The organism is Bacillus sp. z60-11 (assembly GCF_046464135.1).
In the GTDB taxonomy this organism is placed as follows: Bacteria; Bacillota; Bacilli; order Bacillales; family Bacillaceae; genus Bacillus; species Bacillus sonorensis_A.
Genome location: NZ_JBIYSN010000004.1, coordinates 179,725 through 197,355, shown reverse-complemented (window position 1 = coordinate 197,355; position 17,631 = coordinate 179,725). Strand labels below are relative to the sequence as shown.

General features: G+C 46.2%; 15 protein-coding genes. 5 read left to right on the top strand and 10 right to left on the bottom strand.

Annotation, left to right across the window (positions count from 1 at the left end; translation table 11 throughout):
• Positions 1-25 precede the first annotated feature (25 nt).
• Both ACINLD_RS13325 and ACINLD_RS13320 read right to left on the bottom strand, forming a co-directional pair.
• Positions 26-1,915 (bottom strand): DUF2207 domain-containing protein, encoded by a 1,890-nt coding sequence (locus ACINLD_RS13325; RefSeq protein ID WP_026585799.1) that lies wholly within the window; start codon positions 1,913-1,915, stop codon positions 26-28.
• A 134-nt stretch (positions 1,916-2,049) separates the two neighbouring features.
• Entirely contained in the window at positions 2,050-2,637 is a 588-nt protein-coding gene (locus tag ACINLD_RS13320; protein ID WP_026585798.1) for a TetR/AcrR family transcriptional regulator, read from the bottom strand.
• A gap of 151 nt (positions 2,638-2,788) precedes the next feature.
• Between ACINLD_RS13320 and ACINLD_RS13315 the strand changes: the two genes are divergently transcribed.
• Together ACINLD_RS13315 and ACINLD_RS13310 are read left to right on the top strand one after the other, a co-directional pair.
• A complete protein-coding gene (locus ACINLD_RS13315) occupies positions 2,789-3,676 on the top strand; it encodes an ATP-binding cassette domain-containing protein (protein ID WP_077735758.1) in 888 nt (295 codons plus the stop codon).
• Positions 3,673-4,485 carry an ABC transporter permease subunit gene (locus tag ACINLD_RS13310; RefSeq protein WP_077735759.1) on the top strand — a complete coding sequence of 271 codons (813 nt, stop codon included), beginning with the start codon at positions 3,673-3,675 and terminating at the stop codon, positions 4,483-4,485. Before ACINLD_RS13315 ends, ACINLD_RS13310 begins: the two co-directional genes overlap by 4 nt.
• 256 nt (positions 4,486-4,741) lie before the next feature.
• Here the strand turns inward: ACINLD_RS13310 and ACINLD_RS13305 are convergent, their stop codons facing one another.
• Positions 4,742-6,070, bottom strand: a complete 1,329-nt coding sequence (locus tag ACINLD_RS13305; protein WP_026585795.1) for an NlpC/P60 family protein — start codon at positions 6,068-6,070, stop codon at positions 4,742-4,744.
• Between the two features lie 320 nt (positions 6,071-6,390).
• Here ACINLD_RS13305 and ACINLD_RS13300 point away from each other — a divergent pair, with 320 nt between their 5' ends.
• On the top strand, positions 6,391-7,383 hold the full coding sequence (locus tag ACINLD_RS13300) for an LLM class flavin-dependent oxidoreductase (RefSeq protein ID WP_077735760.1): 993 nt from the start codon (positions 6,391-6,393) through the stop codon (positions 7,381-7,383).
• 69 nt (positions 7,384-7,452) lie between these two features.
• Here ACINLD_RS13300 and ACINLD_RS13295 read toward each other — a convergent pair whose 3' ends face one another.
• A complete protein-coding gene (locus ACINLD_RS13295) occupies positions 7,453-7,881 on the bottom strand; it encodes a cell wall hydrolase (RefSeq protein ID WP_026585793.1) in 429 nt (142 codons plus the stop codon).
• A gap of 159 nt (positions 7,882-8,040) precedes the next feature.
• On the opposite strand from ACINLD_RS13295, the gene ACINLD_RS13290 reads away from it, so the two are divergent.
• The gene (locus ACINLD_RS13290; RefSeq protein ID WP_256860230.1) at positions 8,041-8,883 is read left to right on the top strand and encodes a sulfurtransferase; all 843 of its coding nucleotides are present in this window, start codon (positions 8,041-8,043) and stop codon (positions 8,881-8,883) included.
• 67 nt (positions 8,884-8,950) lie between these two features.
• Here ACINLD_RS13290 and ACINLD_RS13285 read toward each other — a convergent pair whose 3' ends face one another.
• Positions 8,951-10,315 (bottom strand): YcdB/YcdC domain-containing protein, encoded by a 1,365-nt coding sequence (locus ACINLD_RS13285; RefSeq protein ID WP_077735762.1) that lies wholly within the window; start codon positions 10,313-10,315, stop codon positions 8,951-8,953.
• A gap of 369 nt (positions 10,316-10,684) precedes the next feature.
• Here ACINLD_RS13285 and ACINLD_RS13280 point away from each other — a divergent pair, with 369 nt between their 5' ends.
• Positions 10,685-11,638: a trypsin-like serine peptidase gene (locus tag ACINLD_RS13280; protein ID WP_051290328.1), complete on the top strand. Its 954-nt coding sequence runs from the start codon at positions 10,685-10,687 to the stop codon at positions 11,636-11,638.
• A gap of 49 nt (positions 11,639-11,687) precedes the next feature.
• On the opposite strand, the gene ACINLD_RS13275 is transcribed toward ACINLD_RS13280, so the two are convergent.
• The 5 genes from ACINLD_RS13275 to ACINLD_RS13255 all read right to left on the bottom strand — a co-directional run bounded on the left by ACINLD_RS13275 (position 11,688) and on the right by ACINLD_RS13255 (position 17,510).
• Entirely contained in the window at positions 11,688-12,131 is a 444-nt protein-coding gene (locus tag ACINLD_RS13275) for a chitinase C-terminal domain-containing protein (protein ID WP_256860231.1), read from the bottom strand.
• A gap of 23 nt (positions 12,132-12,154) precedes the next feature.
• Positions 12,155-13,774 carry a glycoside hydrolase family 18 protein gene (locus ACINLD_RS13270; RefSeq protein ID WP_256860232.1) on the bottom strand — a complete coding sequence of 540 codons (1,620 nt, stop codon included), beginning with the start codon at positions 13,772-13,774 and terminating at the stop codon, positions 12,155-12,157.
• A 64-nt stretch (positions 13,775-13,838) separates the two neighbouring features.
• Positions 13,839-15,575 carry a glycosyl hydrolase family 18 protein gene (locus ACINLD_RS13265; protein WP_077735864.1) on the bottom strand — a complete coding sequence of 579 codons (1,737 nt, stop codon included), beginning with the start codon at positions 15,573-15,575 and terminating at the stop codon, positions 13,839-13,841.
• 469 nt (positions 15,576-16,044) lie between these two features.
• Positions 16,045-16,779, bottom strand: coding sequence for a chitin disaccharide deacetylase (chbG, locus tag ACINLD_RS13260; RefSeq protein WP_026585787.1), 735 nt, complete (start codon positions 16,777-16,779; stop codon positions 16,045-16,047).
• A gap of 14 nt (positions 16,780-16,793) precedes the next feature.
• A complete protein-coding gene (locus ACINLD_RS13255; RefSeq protein ID WP_026585786.1) occupies positions 16,794-17,510 on the bottom strand; it encodes a GntR family transcriptional regulator in 717 nt (238 codons plus the stop codon).
• Positions 17,511-17,631 lie beyond the last annotated feature (121 nt).

The following is a 17,631-nucleotide window of genomic DNA, read 5'->3' as shown; positions in this document are numbered from 1 at the left end:
AAGGCTATCTGGATTCAGATAGCCTTCAAAAAGCCCCCGGCCCACTTCCCCCGTCCGATCCTGAACCGCCTGCATGATGGGCTGCCGTATGACCATGAACAGCCAAGGTCTGCTGCCAGCTCAAGAACGGGTAATGAAAATCGCCGCAGGCGGCCATGCCAAGGATTGGGAAGGCTTGGTCAAGTCCGTTTTTTGATCCTTTGACAAACGCCATTGACTCATCCTCGATTTCAAGGACAATGGCATATACGAAGATTTTTTCATTTTCAGACAGGCTTCTCTCTGAAAGGCCTGCTCCTTGTCTCAGCTGGTTTCTCCATGAGAGAACCGACCTTCTGTAGATGAAGGCAGACCTGCTTTCCTTGATGGACGGAATGAGCGCAATCAATACGATGGAAAGCGCGAGGCTTATACCGTAAAACAGAATGGTCGAAATGCTGTCCGTAAAGAGAGATGCGATAAACAGCCCGAGAAAAAACATGATCGAATACAGTTTATACTTGGCCAAAACGATGCCTGCCGATAAGGCAAAGCCGAAAATCATACATACGATCATAAAACCGGCCTGAGGCACAACATCCGCAGCCATGATATAAAGCAGGAACCCCGTTTGGAAGAAGAGCAGTGTAAGCGACAGCATGCGCAGCCAGCGGTTCTCTTGAAATAACTCTTTATATACGGCGTCCTGCCTGATGTTCTCCGTCCATTTTTGAACAACATTCTGAAGAATGATTCGTTTCCGCTCGTATTTCTCCAACCCTTCCTTTTCCTCAATTTCCTCTTCAGTCGGTCCGCTGAGCGAGTCCAGCCTGAACAGGTAAACTCCGTTTTCCTTTTGCTCAAAAAGCTTTTCAATGAACAGCCGGTCCGGTTTTGTCAGCGACATGAGATCATCGGAGAATTCGAATTGATATGTCTCATCAGGCGCTTTGCGGTCGCGGAGAAATCGTTCTTCCGCCCTCACCTTTTTCATTGTGACAAGCCCGCGCTGATAAAGCGACAGCAGCCCCGCCAGCAAATCGCGCTCTGTGAGGCTGCCTTTTCTGTACAAATAGGCAACCAGAACAGGATCAAAGGCTTCCAGCTTTTCAAGCGGGAGCAGTTTTTGCCGCCTTTTCTTCACCAATGAAAGAATCAGGACCGCGACAATCATCAAACCGATGATGCCGGAAAAAACCGATGCCGTCCTGTCGGCGTTTTCCAGCCGTCCACCCCGCTTGGCATAGCGCTCCGCCTCGTTTTTTTCCTCCGCTAACAAATCGTCCACCGTTTGGTAGGAAGGATGGCGAACCGCCTTAGGCAGGGCGTTTTGCGGGAAATAGATTCTCAGCTCGGAGCTTGTCCCCGCCGGGATCATCCCGCTGTGATATATAACGGTATGGTAGCTGATCCCTGTTATTTCACCATCGCCTTTTTCACGGAGAAACGCATGGATATCCGCCGGCTGAACCGAATCAGGAAGCCTGACCCGAATGTTTACATGATGCATCACTGTATTCGTTTTTTGGAAAAAAGAATGGCGCAAAACAGAGGTGTCCTCAAATTTCTTCGCAGCATCTTCGACAGCATAGTGAAACAGCACTTTCTTTGCTTCATCTTTTACCGCGGTATGAGCAAAGTAGGTTCCATCTTCCTGCGTTGTTTTTAACGGACGGGCTTCGCCGGTTTTTGCAAGCAGGTACGCTTTAAAGCCTTTTATCCGCCCTGTTTCATCCTTGCTGAACGACCTTGACGCCCCGTTGAAGGAACCCTTGAAGCGGTATGTGTAAACCTCCTCCACATCCAAGTCGCCGTTTTCTTTGACATTGGCTTGAATATCGACACGATCAATTGAAAAAGATTGATCGGCTATAGAAGAAAACCCCGCGAGAAGAAAAAAAGCAAAAAGCATGAAAAAGAAAAAGGAGTGCTTCATCATTGGTAAATCCTTTCTTTTTTTGTATCCGTCTTATATACGGAAAGCTTCAGGAAATTGTTTCATCTATTCACATAAATGACAGATATGTCACGTTTGTGAAAATAAAGGAAACCCCTTTTTCATGCCCTTGGCTAAGGCCTTCCGCAAAGCCCGTAGAAAAAAATGTGCTGCATCTCTTCAGCAAACTGCCTGTTCTTTTCATATTCTTCACCCAATGTTTTGGAATGTTCAATGATCATGTTCATAAAAACGAGAAAGCCCTGTGCGGTTACTTTCGGAGAGACCTCGCCCGAGCGGTGGCCGTCTTCAATCATTTGCAGCATCAGCGGAATAATTTTTTCGTCATATTGTTTTTTCACGTAATTCATCATTTCGTTTTCCTCGATCATCAGTTCCTTAACCATTGTCAACGCAAACTTCTGATTGGTCGCTTCCTTTTTTTGCGAAATGATCAATTCGATTTTTTTCTTTACCGGTATATCTTTTTTCATATATTCTTCAAACTCGGCGATCGCTTGGTCAATGTAATCCTTAAAGACTTCATTCAACAGCGCTTCTTTGCTGCCAAAATAATTATAGATTGTGACTTGGGACACGTTTGCCTCTTTTGCAATATCGGTAATGCGGATTCGCTTTACGTCCCGCGTATTCAGCAATTTCAGCGTTGTTTTCTTGATCTTTTCTTTGATCAGCAACGCTCTTTTTTCAAATCCGTTCATACAACCATCCTTATCAATATTTCTTAATGAAATTATAACATAAAAATATTTCATCAAATTCCATTGACAAAAAAGTTCTTATGAACGTAAAATGAATTATGAAATTTTTTAATATAAATATTTCATATTTTTCATTACCGGAGGTGTCACGATGCTGACAGTACAAGGGCTGACAAAACAATTTTCAAATGGAAAAGGCATATTTGATGTCTCATTTTCCATAAACAAAGGAGAAGTTTTTGGATTTTTAGGTCCGAACGGGGCCGGAAAATCGACTACTATCCGCCACATTATGGGGTTTATGAGACCTGATCGAGGCGACATCAAAGTGAACGGGATGGACATGATGAAAAATCAAGGCGAGGTTCAGCGGCACATAGGCTACCTTCCCGGGGAAATCGCCTTTATCGAGGGAATGACAGGAAAAACGTTTCTCGATTTCATGGCAGATATGCAGGGGGTTAAAGATGAGGCTAAGCGCAATGAGCTGATCGAACGGCTGCAATTCGACGTTCACACATCGATTAGAAAGATGTCAAAAGGCATGAAACAGAAGGTCGGGATTGTCGCCGCCTTCATGCACAGCCCGGAAGTGATCATCCTTGATGAGCCTACATCAGGCCTTGATCCGCTGATGCAAAAAGTATTTATTGATATCGTGCTCGAAGAAAAAGCCAAAGGGACGACTTTTTTAATGTCCTCTCACAGCTTTCCGGAAATCGAAAAAACATGTGACAGAGCCGCCATTATAAAAGACGGCGTCATCATTGCCATTAAAGATATTCACGAACTGCAGTCCATGCAGCGGAAGGTGTTTGAAGTCACATTTGAAAACCCTGCCGATATCCCGGCATTTATGGACTCAGGCCTGCACATTGAGTCACGGCAGGACAATCGCGTCAAAGTCGCCGTTTTGGGAAACCACGACCAATTTATTAAGGAAACGGCCAAATACCAAATTCGGCACATTGATGTATCATCACAAAGCTTGGAAGAAGTGTTTATGAACTACTATGACAGAAAGGGGACAGTGCAATGAATCTTTCCCTGTATAAACAAATGTTAAAAACCAATCTGAAAGGGATCATGAGCTATGCGGCGGGCTCCGCGTTCTACATTCTTTTCATATTGGGAATCTACCCGAGCATCGCAGAGAGCGCGAAGGATATTGAAAAATTGATCACTTCGATGCCTGAAGGCTTTCTGAACGCGTTCGGATTTGAAAACGGGCTCGGGAGTCTTGAGGATTTTATGTCCGGAGAATATTACGGCCTTATTTTTATCGTGATTCTTTCGATCTTTTCTGTCATGCTGTCGACAAAGCTTGTAGCGAGGTTGGTTGATCAAGGCTCTATGGCGTATATTTTGTCAACGCCGACGACAAGGGGAAAGGTCGCCTTCACACAGGCCGTTGTCCTCATGACAGGGTTGCTTGTCATCATGGCCGTGACAACAGCAGCCGGGCTGGCGGGGTATCATTTTATGCTTGGCGATGACTATGATTTTAATGTATCCAGATTTCTGCTTTTGAACCTGCTCGGGTTTCTGCTGTTTTTTGCGATAAGCGGCATTTCCTTTTTCATATCCGCCATGTCGAATGATGAGAAAAAAGCGCTCGGCTTCTCCGGCGGCATTACATTCCTGTTCTTCAGCCTCGATTTGATCGGCAAATTAAGCGAAGAAACGGAATGGCTAAGAAACGTGTCGATCTTCTCTTTGTTCAGGCCGAGCGATATTGTAAACGGCAGTGCCGATATCGCGGCCGCGTCCATTATTCTTTCAGCGGTCGGTTTGGCTGCCTTTCTGCTCGGCATCCTCTCCTTTAAAAAGCGTGATTTGCCGCTGTAATGAAAAAAGCACCATTCCTTTCGGAATGGTGCTCACAGCGTGTCGACAAACCCTCGCATTCGTTGTCAGGCCTGCGCGTCGGTGCTCACGAATTGCAACATTCGCTGTGCTCCGATGCTCGGCCTTCCTAGACTGCAAAAGTTTTCAATCACGCTGAAAGAAGGATGACAAAATCCTAAAACATAAAACCGTTTTAGGATTTTGTCAACAATTTGAAAGCACCATTCCTTTCGGAATGGTGCTTTTTCGTATGATTTTATTCAACGACCCGTCTGACAACTCCGCTGAAATGTGCACTCCAATACGGGTTGCTCATTGAATCGATCGATACGCCGCGTGAGCTGTTATCGTTTAAGAATGTTCCGTTGCCCAGATAAATTCCCACGTGGCCGTTTGTTTTGTATGTGTCAAAGAAGACCAAGTCTCCGCGTTTCATATCAGATGCGCTGACAGCGCGGCCTTTGCCGACAAGCGTGCTTGTTGTCGCTCCGAAGCCCAATTCTACGCCCGCTGATGCATAAGCCCAGCGTACGAAAGATGAACAGTCAAAACGACGGTTGTTGATATCGGCTTGCGAGCGTCCGCCTCCCCATTTGTACGGAGATCTGCCGACGATGCTTGATCCGGTGCTGATTGCCGTTTCAATCGCGCCTGAATTGCTGCTTACAGCAGAGCCTGAAGAATAGTTTCTTGATGAACTGCTGCTTTTGCTGCTTGATGAACCGCTGTTGGAAGATCCGCTTGATTTGCCGACAGAAGCTGAATCAGACTTTGCTGATGCTGACTCCTCTTTGGCTTTTTCGGCCGCAGCGGCAGCAGCTTTCTCTTCTTTAATTTTTTGTTCAAGAGCGGCTTCTTCTTTTGTTAGTGAGCCTGATTCTTTTTTCAGGTCGTTCAGCTCAGATTCCGCTTTCGACTGCTTCGCGTTCAGCTGTTCAGAAAGGCTCGCCTGATCTTTCAGCTGCTTGTCCAAGTCAGCTTTGAGAGTTTTCAGGTCAGCCAGCGTTTTTTGGATTTCATCCAGCTTTTTATTTAAGTCAGACATTGCTTTTTCAAGCTTGTTTTTATCTTTCTCCTGCTCGTTCAGCAGATCTTTGTCCGCATCGACAATCGTTGAAACGGCTGTCGCGCGTGTGATGAAGTCCCCAAAGCTCTGCGCGCCGAGAAGAACGTCGATGTAGTTTTGCGAACCGCCGTTTTCCTGAAGGCTGCGCACGCGTTTTTTAATCACTTTTGAACGCTCTTCAATCCGTTTTTCCGTTTCTTTGATTTCTTTTTTCAGAGAATCCACTTCTTTTTTTGTTTTTTTGTTTTCCTCTTGCTTCTTTTCGATTTTGTTGCTTGTTTCAAGCGCTTTTTTATCGAGATCTTTTATTTTGTCTTCAAGTTTTTTCTGCTCTTCCTGAAGCTTTGCAATCTCTTTTCTTTTGCTTTCGATGCTTGAATCAACTTCCGAACGCTTTTTCTGAATTTCCTGCTTCTGCTGAGATGTTTCCGCAGATGCCGTGTTGTTCATAAAGGGGGTAAATAGACCAGCTGCTCCAAGAACCGACGCTAAACCAACAGCATAAACTTTTTTCTTCACTTTCTACTCCTCTTTCCTTTATGTATTCTTTTTGTTTCATTATGTAAATTCGCAAAATATTAATATGTTAAAAATGAACATTCAAGACTTACGACCTATGAATTATATATCCGAAACTGATGTACAGACGTTATTATAACATCTATTTTCGACAATAGGTGCCAAGTTATATTACATTTATATTTCGTTTTTGTTTCAGCGCTGTCATGTTTTGACTGATTCTGTTTAAATCCGCCCGAATCGGTTCATTTGACCCTGGCAGCCATTTTTCATATGCTTGATTTACACTTATTAGGAAACGGAAAGGATGGCGGGACACGATGATACAACTCAGCATACTCGACCAGGTTCCTGTATCCAAAGGATCAGATGCCTACACCGCATTAAAGCAGACGGCTGAACTGGCCAAGTTAGCCGATGAATGGGGCTACAAAAGATACTGGTTTGCCGAGCATCACAGTACACGCGGGCTTGCAAGCACTGCGCCGGAAATTTTGATCGCCCATATTGCGGCAAAAACCGCAAATATCCGCATCGGTTCCGGCGGTGTGCTGCTTCCGCAGTACAGTCCTTTTAAAGTGGCCGAAAGCTTTCGGCAGCTTGAAGCGCTTTACCCCGGACGAATCGACCTCGGACTCGGCCGCTCGCCAGGCGGCACCGCCAAAACCCGGCTCGCCCTGACGGATGGAGTCAATAAGAGTTTGCGGGATTTTCCGAGACAGCTTCAAGATTTGCTTTACTATTTGACGGACGCCATCCCTTCCGGACATGACTATGCCGGCATTAAAGCCGCTCCGCTGACAGCTGCGCCGCCCGCCCCCTGGCTTTTAGGTCTTGGAGAAAACAGCGCCAAACAGGCGGCGGACATGGGAATCGGATATGTATTCGGCCACTTCATTCACCCTGAAAGAGGGCGAAATGCTTTCAAAACGTATAATGAAAGCTATCGGCCTTCGGCTTTTTTTGATCGGCCTCATGCTATGGCCGCCGTATTCGTCATCTGTGCAGCCACCGATGAACAAGCGAAAGAACTCTGCCTGAGCCAGGACCTTTGGCTTCTTCGGGTTGAAAAAGGTCTCGACAGCCGCGTGCCAAGCATTGAGGAAGCGAAATCGGCGGCATACAGCACCGCCGATAAAAAGAAGATCCTCAAAAACCGCGAACGGATGGTCATCGGCTCGCCCCAGACAGTGAAAACAAAGCTTGATGAGCTCTCGGAACACTATCAAACAGAGGAGATCATGGTATTGACAAATGTATACCGGTTTGAAGATAAAAAGCGGTCTTTCGAAATGCTTGCCGAGCTTTTTTAAGAATGCCCGCTTAAAAACAAAGATCCCTTTTGAGACGGTGCTGCTCCATCTGAAAAGGGACCTGTCATGTTAAAACGTATTATAGACATTTTGACACTCTTCGGCTGTCGGTTCATAAAAACAGTGTGCTTTGAAGCGCCCGACATGGGGCTGATCATACCACTGCGCCGGGCATGCACCCGCCGGTCTGAAATACCACAGGCTGAACTTTGCCGGCCAGAACCTTTCTCCGTTGATCGCTCTCCGCGCCAAACGCTTTTCGCTTTCCCTCGCCCTTTGGTAAAAATAGCCGTGTGTCACAGCCTCAAAGGCATGCGGCTGATGAATCATCTGCGGAATGGTGCGCAGCCCCACAAAGTCGGAACAATTTGCCCTGATCCGGTTGATTCCGACATTTCCGACAAGCAGCATCCCCTGTACACCTTCACCTTCAGCTTCCGCCCGCAAAAGCCTTGCCAAAAGGGCGACGTCTTTAGATGTAGCCTTAACCACTCCCATTTGTTTCACCCCCAATGTGTCATCACCTCTATCATATTCTGTTTTATTTGCGTGATGACCACCAAAATCACCTTCAGGTTTGTCTTTGACATATTTGCCGAAATCAGGCTATTCTTCTATTATCAGAATTGTTTTCATAAAGAAGCGGAGGGGTGCAAATTGGCAGCAGTCAAAAGTCCGGAATGGGTGTGGAAACGGTTGAAGGAAAAACCGGGCCAAACGGTCATTGTCGATGTCAGGTTTCATCTGACAAACCCGGAAGAAGGGCGGAAAGCGTATAGACAAGGACATCTGCCCGGAGCCGTTTATGTTGATTTGAAAAAGGATTTATCCGCCAAAGTTGAAAAACACGGAGGAAGACACCCTCTTCCGCCTCACGAGAAAATCGCAAAAACACTTGGTGAAATCGGCATTGACCGCTATACAGCCGTTATCGCCTATGATGACAGCGGCGGCATGTTTGCGGCGCGTTTTTGGTGGCAGCTCCGCTATCTCGGCCATACAAGCGTTTATGTATTGGATGGCGGCTTCTCCCATTGGGTCAAAGCCGGATACGACATCACAACCGAGATTCCGCGGCCCGTCCCCCGGGAATTTTCGCCGGAACTTGCAAAAGAAGAACTGCTAGATGCCGGACAGGTCAAAGACCGGATCGGCCGAAAAGATACGATCCTGATCGATGCCCGTGAGCGGGCCAGATACACTGGAGAAACCGAACCGCTTGATCATCAGGCAGGTCATATTCCCGGCGCTAAAAACTATTTTTGGAAAGGCAATTTGACGGAAGACGGCAGCTGGAAAAGCCAAGAACAGTTAAGACAGCATTACGCCTCTTTAGACCGCAACAGTGAAATCGTCGTCTATTGCGGATCGGGAGTATCTGCCTGCCCAAATGTCCTTGGCTTAAAGGAAGCCGGATTTCAAGATGTAAAGCTCTATGCCGGCAGCTGGAGCGATTGGATCAGTTATAAGGAGAACCCGGTGGTGTCCGGGGAGGAATAACGGCAGAAAGACCGCGGCTTTGAAGCGGGCTTTTTATTGAGCGGCGGGAGGCCCGCCGCCATTTTTTTCAAACCATGTTCCGCTTGTAGGCTTTCCCGTCATGGGCATCGATAAACACGGGATATACCGGGCGGTAGACGAGAGTGTAGTGATCATCTTCTTCCCACTCGAGCTCCACATCAAAAACCGAAGCAAAAATGTCTTTTGCCTCTTCGCGTGTAATAGCGGGTGACGGATTCAGATCTTTCAATGTTTCCGGTTCGATTTCAGGGGCGAAAAACCCGACGACCAGGCCGTTGATGCGATTGATGATGATATTGGCAAACCCCAGCCTGAGCGGCACTCCTTCATATGTGAGGTCAAACTGAAAAGCAGCGGTATTCTGCTCCTCCTCGTCTTTTTCCAAGGGATGCATCCGGAAATACTGCCGGGCATCCGGGTATAGCAAATAGAGAAACTGCAAGGCCCGTTTGCGGCAGGCTTCTTCCGTCCAAACAGGAGACCCTTCTGCTTCGATAAAAGAGAAAAGCCCTTTTAGCTTTCCCGTCTTTTTATCTTTCTTGATTTTCAAGGTATTATGATTCCGGATTTTAAAATAGCTTTCGATGCCAAAGTCTTCCTGATCAGGATCGCTCCCTTCGCGCCAAACGGTTCCGATTGAATCGCCTAAATCCGCTTCGCGGATCTTTCGAAAAGAAGGACTGAAACCGATCAACTCGTGCAAATCAACGTCCCGGTCTGCTTCAGACAATACAGGAAGCGGCAGGGTTTCCTCCTCTTCTTCATCATCAACGGGTGTAGTTTTCTCACATATCGCCGACGAATCGGCTGGATAACTGATAAACGGCAGTCTCGTTTCATAAATGAGGTGCGGCTGGTCATCTCCGCTTTCATACAGTTCACGGCGAATATGTTCCACCGTCAGTTCAAAATCGACTTGATCAAGATACTCGGAGATCACCTGCTGTCGATCGGCCAGCTGTTTTGGAATGGAAACCGAATCCGCACCGCCGTGGTAGCGAAACCTCAACACCTCTCCATCTTTCGCGATGTCCACGAAAAAGCCCGTCTGCGGCAGAGGCAGATCAAGAGCCATCTGTGCGTATGTATATCGAACGGCTTGTTCTGTTACCTTCTTTTCTTGAAAAACAAAACTGGCAGCGGCGCTCGGATAATGGCGCTCGACAAATTGAAGGGCGATTTGCTGCAATTCGCCTTCCGGAAGCTCGTTCTCTGCAACTGGAGCATATTCTTTCGTAAGACTGATGAAGCGCCCCTCGCAATCCAGTTCCACAGCGATGTCGTTGTCCGGATGCTCAGGGTCTTGCCAAACAAAAAAAGCTCGTTCTCTATCGAGATCTTCGATGATGAGCTGATAGTTTTCGGGAATTGCACCGATATGACGCGCTTTTTGTTTTAGTTTTGGGGCCAAATGGGTCACTTCCTCTCTTTTTCGATATAAGATATGCACCTGAATCAAAAAGCACCAGACTCTTACAGAAAAATCCTATGAACCATAGTAAAACTAGGATGAAGCAGGAAACGCCATAGGTATCAACCGTTTCAACTTTCCCGCCCTCCTTGCATATGTTTCTTAAATAACTAATTAAACCATAAAATTATTAATTTACCATAAAATATCATATCATATAAAATCTAAAAATGGCAGCGAATTTACTGTCGCCTTTCTATCATTCATTCTCTATATCCTTAGCATGATCTTTTTTGATTATACGGAAAATTCAGAATTATTTTGTTAATATCTAACTTGTTAATACAACAAAATAAGGAAGTGATAGAGTTGGTTATGAAAAAAAGCGTGAAGCGAACGTTGATCACCGGTCTTATGGGTATTTCTCTTTATTCTATGGGGATGCACTCCGCTCAAGCTGCACCATCACCGCATACCCCTGTTTCAAACGATCCTTCTTACCAGCCTGAGTCAAAGGTTGTCTACGATCCGAACATTAAAAGCGACAAAAATGGAACATATTCCAAAGCGTTTCAAGGAACAGGGAAAGGAAGCGGGTCAGCCCAGCACGAAAAAGCGAAATCATCGCCTGCCAAAGCCCCTTACAATCTTAAATCTGTCATCGGTACAGATAATCGGACAAGAGTCTCCAATACAACGGCATACCCTTACAGGGCCATCGTTCATATTTCAAGCAGCATCGGCTCCTGCACCGGCTGGCTGATCGGCCCGAAAACGGTTGCAACGGCGGGGCACTGCGTCTATGACACAGCTAGCGGTTCATTTGCGGGGACGGCCACTGTATCGCCGGGGCGCAATGGCTCAAGCTACCCTTACGGATCGGTGAAATCGACGCGTTATTTCATTCCGTCAGGCTGGAGAAGCGGAAACACCAATTATGACTACGCGGCCATCGAACTGAGCGAACCGATCGGCAACACCGTCGGCTATTTCGGATACTCCTACACCACTTCCTCCCTCACAGGGACAAATGTGACGATCAGCGGCTATCCCGGGGACAAGCCGTCAGGCACCCAATGGCAGCATTCAGGGCCGATCACAGTCTCAGAAACTTATAAACTGCAATATTCGATCGACACATACGGCGGACAAAGCGGTTCACCTGTATTTGAACAAAGCAGTTCAAGAACAAACTGCAGCGGTCCTTGCTCACTGGCTGTTCATACGAATGGGGTGTACGGAGGCTCTTCATACAATCGGGGGACACGCATCACAAAAGAAGTATTTGATAATTTGACCAACTGGAAAAACAGCGCGCAATAAATTGCAGATAAAGACAGCCCGCTTCCTCTTGGACGAGCTGTCTTCGATTTTATGAACGCCTCTTGAGGCTGTACTTTTTTCCTTCTATCGTGATGGTGAAGTTCGCAGGGCCGCTGATCGGCAAGTAATAAACAAGCTGAAATTCCTCTGATTCACCCGGTTTAATCGCCTTCCAATTTGACAGCGTCACCCGAACGCGGTGGAAATCTCCCGTCAGCCCTCCAATGTTCGGTCCTGTATGCCCTGCAGAAATCACTTCAACCCGATCACCGCTCCAGCTTCCGAACCGGGGCGAAGTGGACGTCGGCACAGCAAATTCGATGACAGACCCTCCTGTAATCGTCACATCACTGTTGTTTGTCAACCTCATGTTCGGATGGATCGGATAGTTTTGATCTCCTAACGGAAAATCGGAAAACTCTATATTGATATCAAGTGATTCTGAAGGCAAAGGCGACTTGCTGAATCGATGATCGTATGGCGTCGCGTCCACAAATTTACGGTATAAAGTTCTCGTTAACGCGCTGCCCCGATATAGTATTCTCCCCTGTTGTCATTTCTGTCGGGATACCAGTCATAATCACCGCTCAAATCCCAAAGCATCACACCGCCGATTCCTTTTGCAACGACATAGTCCGCCTTTTTTTCTATTGATTCCTCATCTTCCGCAGAAAGAAACACCTTCTTTTCTTCATTCCATAGCCAGGGCGCCGCCAGCGTTTTATCATATTGTCTCGTGTAGGCGCCTGTTAAATCAGCTTCGCTCAGTCCGTACCTCTCCAAATATGATCCGGCAATGCCATTTTCAAGATTTTTGGCATGCCACATCGGATTCGCCCCTGCTCCGATTTCTTTTCCTTCTTCGTCTTGATCATGCCAAATATTATCGATGCCGACCGCACCATCACCGCATGTTGTCAAACCTTGAGGACAGTCAGTGCTTCCGGCGCTCCCCCACAGACCGTTTGATCCGCCGGATACGTTTTTCCAGCCTCTTGTATAATAAGGAACACCGATATTGATTCGGCCCGACGCCATCGCCCCCCTAAAGTAATGGTACGCCCAGTCCGCATTTAAATACCCGATCCTGCCGTATTCCGGCGTGCTATAGATGTTGGACCGCTTTAATTCGGCATCCTCGCCGCTATCGTACAATGGCGCGTTCGGCCCGACAAACTCGTTCCAGGCTCCATGGAGATCGTAGGACATGATGTTTACATAATCGACATACCGAAGCGGCTGAAATGTTTCCATGCCCCGCAGCAAATAGGCTGATGACGGTGCCGCCATGGTCAGCATGTAGTACTTTTGATCTTCGGCAGACGCTTGATCAAGCTTTTGCCTTAATGTTTTCATCAAGACGTCAAAGCTTTTGTTTAACCCCTTTCGTCTCGGGTTGGATATGTTCCAATCCAACGGATTCCCGGCATCTTTCATCGTCGTGGGATATTCGTAGTCAATATCAATGCCATCCAATTCATATGTTCTGAGAAAATCAACGACAGATTCGGCAAAGGTGTTGATTCCGTTTTCGTTTACAGACCCGTCACTATTCGTTGTCATCGAGTAAAAACCGCCGCTTGGAATCCGCTCTCCATCCTTGCCAAAATAACCGCCGGTTTCGGCCCAGCCGCCAACAGCCGCCAGCACTTTGACATCCGGGTATTTCTCCTTAAACTGGTGAAGCAGATTAAAATGACCTTTGTACGGCAGGGATTGATCCATCTTCACATCCGGATATTCCGGCCAGTCCATGCCAATGGACGGGTTGTTTTCATCATTTCCGCTGCCGATTGAAATGCGATGATCCTCTCTGATATGAGCAAATGCGTAATTGATGTGGCTTAAATATTGCCAAGGTATATCGTTGACTAAATAACGGTCTTGATTACCCTTTCCCGTACGCCAGCTTGTGAAATAGCCGATGATTCTGCGGTCTAAATCATTGGCCAGCTTTTCGCGTCCCTCTTGATCATAGACGTCGCAATAAGGAACATTTTCAACGCCGGAGTCCCAGAGCCCTTCAGGACGGCATGCCTGCTTTTTACTTCGGGTGTCTGCGGAAATGGTCTGAGCCGGGATCAAAAACGAGAGAAACAGCATCCCTAATAATAGAAATAAAGCGGCTCTTTTCACTTCATTCACACTCCTTTCTTATAAAGAGAGACGGGAATCCCAATCTCTCTTTATCGTTTTCTATTTATTTGCAATCACCGACTAACCGCCATACTCCCCACTCGCCGGTCTGATCCGGCTGATCTCCTTTTGTCCACCACTGCGCTTCGTATACTTTGCCGTTAAAAACGACACGATCTCCGCCTGTGTAGACGGCGGTATCTTTCCATTCGTTATATGCACATGATTGGTCTGAGCTTGTCGATGCCTCTATCGTTGGTCCGGTATGGAGCTTTCCGTCCGCATCCTTTGCTGACACTGTAAATGAATAGGTCGTATTCGGCTTTAAATCGCTTATTGTCACCATTGTTTCCTTGACCGACACGGACTTGTTTCCATATGTCACGACATACTCTGTCATATCGGCTCCGGCATTCGGCGCCTCCCATGCCAGGCTGATACTGGTTGCGGTTTTTTCTGTTACATGCACATTTTTCGGGGCGGATGTCGGGGGCTCCGGATTGCCGCCGTCAGGCACAAAGTCTAAATCGGCTGCTAATTTGTTGAGCAAAGTCTGATTTGAATCACCGCTGAAATCCCAAAACATAGCCCCGCTTAGTCCGTTTGCTTGAATGAAATCGGTTTTGTATCCATAGGATTCTTCATCATCGTAGGTAATGAAGTTTCCATTCTCCGCATTGTACAAGAACGGCACTTTTGCTCGATCATTCCAATATCTTTTATAACCGTTTTTATTGATGTAGTTCTTTTCAAGATCTGAAAAATCAAATACTCCCTTTTCCCAGGTCCCTTCTTTAGCCGGTCCGCATTTCTGATATTCTCCGTTGTCTTGAGATTCACAACCGCTCCAGCCTCTGCCGTAAAACGGTGTTCCAAGCACTAATTTATCCGCTTTGACACCGGCTTCCTTGTAACGCTTGACGGTGTTTTCAATGTTATAGCTTTCAGCGTTTGGAACGCCGGCTTCTTTCGCTTTTGGATCATAGAATAACGGAGCGTTGTGGGCGCTTATCCCTTGCCATCCGCCATTAAAGTCATAGGTCATGATGTTAATCCAATCAACCGTTTCAGCAATTTTATCTAATTCAGTGTTGCTCACATATTCGGGGCTGGCACCGGATGCGATCGTCAGCAAATATTCCTTGCCATCCTTCGCTTCTGCGGCGTCAAGCTTTTCGCGTACATCCTGCAAAAGCAGCGTGTAGTTTCTTTTGTCCTCCGGACGGGTGCTGTTTCCCGGCAGTCCTCCGCTAACCGGGTATTCCCAGTCAAGGTCAACGCCATCAAACCCATATTTTCTTAAAAAATCGACCGCTGAAGCAGCAAAATTTTCTCTTGCACGAGGATCTGCCGCAACATCTGAAAAGCGGTTTGACCAAGTCCATCCGCCGACTGATATGAATGTTTTCAAATGAGGATGGCTCTTTTTCAGCTTCAACAGTTGTTTAAAGTTGCCCCGAATCGGCTCGTCCCAAGCATCGCCGGGATTGAACTTTTGTGCATCGATCCACGGATCCCCCATAACGATCGATCCATTTGGAACATCAATCACTCCGCTTTCATCCTGGCAGGACCACGTCTGCGGGTTGGGACCTGTCGGGTCAGGGTTTCCATGTCTTCCCTCCCAGCAAATATCGGCAAATGCATAATTGATATGACTGACCTTAGAGACATCCATATCCCACACTTGAAAGTCCCTTCCATACGCACCCCAGGATGGATAATAGCCAATGATTTTATAGTTTTTGTCAGAGCTTGCTTTCGCACTTTCCCCATTAAAAAACGACAGACTTAGAATCATCGTAAAAATGAACGAAAAAACAAGAAACTTTTTGTTTGAAAACACTTATTCCCATCCCCTTTTCATCAAATTTTTGCTGTCAATCAATGAAACTTTATTTTGTTCACCACCTTTTCAATAGGTTTATATTCACCTTGTAAGACATAGCAGTGGTGACAAAGAAGATCACAAGGAGAAAACGCTTACATTAATCGATATGTGGATTTAAACTGTAAGTCTTGATGCGGTCACACATTGCAAATGGCGATTGATCCTGGATGGAAAAAATAGCGGGTTTACGAAAATACGTATAGTTGTCTATACCTTATATGGCAAGAACACTTTTAAGCAAACGTTTGATTGACCGCAAAATTTGTTATGACAAATTAATAATAATTAGAATATTCTGAATTGTCAACGTCATTATTTATTTGATCCCGGAAATGTCCATGGCATTTCCGGGGTACATGCTTTTACAAGAATTGCAGTTTTACAGACTGGCATAAGATATAAGGCGAATATCCGAACATTGTATGAAAGCTGTTTTCAACGAAGGATCTGTCAATAATGAAAGCTCATAGACCCGCGGATAATGGTATGAAGATTTCTCGAGCAGCCGTTTATCGACATAAGCCGGGTGGCACATGACTTCAATGACCGACGCCTCTTGATGAAGATCGAGGAAGGATGATAAGTCTTTCAGTCTGTCCACTTTCAGCTCAAAGGCATCATTCGATTTCACATTTTTCCACAAGGAAGGATGGTCATCGTTCACCTTTCTGCAGGGCAGATGATACTCTGTCGCCAGCTTTACAAACACCTCGGAAAGATTTCCGTATGTATGGATATGATGGTGGCTGTCGATATGTGTCGGATGTAAGCCGCAGGTGAGGGCTTTTTCTATCTGTGCTTTCCATTCCTTATACACTTCATCAAGATCGATGTCGAAAAAACCTTGATAGTATGAAAGCTTGCGAAAATTCCCATCCTCATCCGCAACCGTTTGCAGATCGCTGAGAAGCGGACGGCCTGCTGTCAATGTCAAATGAACACCGACCCCAAGTGCGGGATTTTCCCGTGCAAGAGAGACAGCATGCTCCATTTCTAACATATTGGTCATGATCGTCGTCGATGTGAGAACTCCGCGCTGGAACGCCTCAATGATGCCGAGGTTCACTCCTCTTGAAAGTCCAAAATCATCGGCGTTTATGATTAAAGCTTTCATCCTTCAATCCCCCTCTATTCATAGTCGCGTTCTATGAAGAATTCAACGCGGTCTCCGCGGAAATAGGCCAGAGAAAACTCCACGACTTCTTCAGACGCCAAAAATGTTTGCGTTGCAATCTGGAAACAAGGCGTGCCTTGTGTGATATTCAAATGCTGTGCAATTTCTTCATCGGAAATCAAGATTTTGATTTGCTCTTCGGTTCTTTTTATCGTATTGCCTTGGCTGCTAATGCACTGGTACAGTGAAATATTGGCCATTTCTTCCGTTATCTCGGGGACGAGGTCGGCTCTGACAAAGGCCGTTTCGAACTGGATTTCTTCCTCATCCGCATAGCGAATCCGCTTCACCTGATAGACCAATTGTTCACCATCAATCCCAAGACGGTCTTGGATTTTTTTTGATGGTTTTATTTTTTGCAAATCCACAACTTTGATTTTCGGTTTCATGCCTTGCGCTTTTAATTGATCTGCATAACGGAGATGGCTGGAGCTTAAGATCTGCTTCACTTTTCCTTTGGCGACAAATGTCCCTTTCCCCTGTTTGCGGTAAATGGCCCCTTCCATAAGCAAATGATTCAAGGCGGTCCGCAGTGTTGTTCGACTGACATCATAGATTTTGCAAAATTCCGACTCCGTCGGAAGCAGACTGCCAGGCGGGTAATAGCCGCTCTCTATTTTATCTACAATATCTTGTTTAATTCGGCTGTGGAGTTGTGGTTGTTTTGCCATTCATTTTCTCCTTTGGAGTGAAATTAGTAACTATAGAATAACACAAAACGTTCGCCAAAAAAATAATTTGTTATAACAAATATGTGTGGACAAATTTGTTACTACATGTTAAGTTTCAATT

What these genes read in the sequence shown, in the direction of transcription:
- ACINLD_RS13325 (WP_026585799.1), bottom strand. Translation starts at nt 1,915, where the DNA reads ATGAAGCACTCCTTTTTCTTTTTCATGCTTTTTGCTTTTTTTCTTCTC.
- ACINLD_RS13320 (WP_026585798.1), bottom strand. Translation starts at nt 2,637, where the DNA reads ATGAACGGATTTGAAAAAAGAGCGTTGCTGATCAAAGAAAAGATCAAG.
- ACINLD_RS13315 (WP_077735758.1), top strand. Translation starts at nt 2,789, where the DNA reads ATGCTGACAGTACAAGGGCTGACAAAACAATTTTCAAATGGAAAAGGC.
- ACINLD_RS13310 (WP_077735759.1), top strand. Translation starts at nt 3,673, where the DNA reads ATGAATCTTTCCCTGTATAAACAAATGTTAAAAACCAATCTGAAAGGG.
- ACINLD_RS13300 (WP_077735760.1), top strand. Translation starts at nt 6,391, where the DNA reads ATGATACAACTCAGCATACTCGACCAGGTTCCTGTATCCAAAGGATCA.
- ACINLD_RS13295 (WP_026585793.1), bottom strand. Translation starts at nt 7,881, where the DNA reads ATGGGAGTGGTTAAGGCTACATCTAAAGACGTCGCCCTTTTGGCAAGG.
- ACINLD_RS13265 (WP_077735864.1), bottom strand. Translation starts at nt 15,575, where the DNA reads ATGATTCTAAGTCTGTCGTTTTTTAATGGGGAAAGTGCGAAAGCAAGC.
- chbG (WP_026585787.1), bottom strand. Translation starts at nt 16,779, where the DNA reads ATGAAAGCTTTAATCATAAACGCCGATGATTTTGGACTTTCAAGAGGA.
- ACINLD_RS13255 (WP_026585786.1), bottom strand. Translation starts at nt 17,510, where the DNA reads ATGGCAAAACAACCACAACTCCACAGCCGAATTAAACAAGATATTGTA.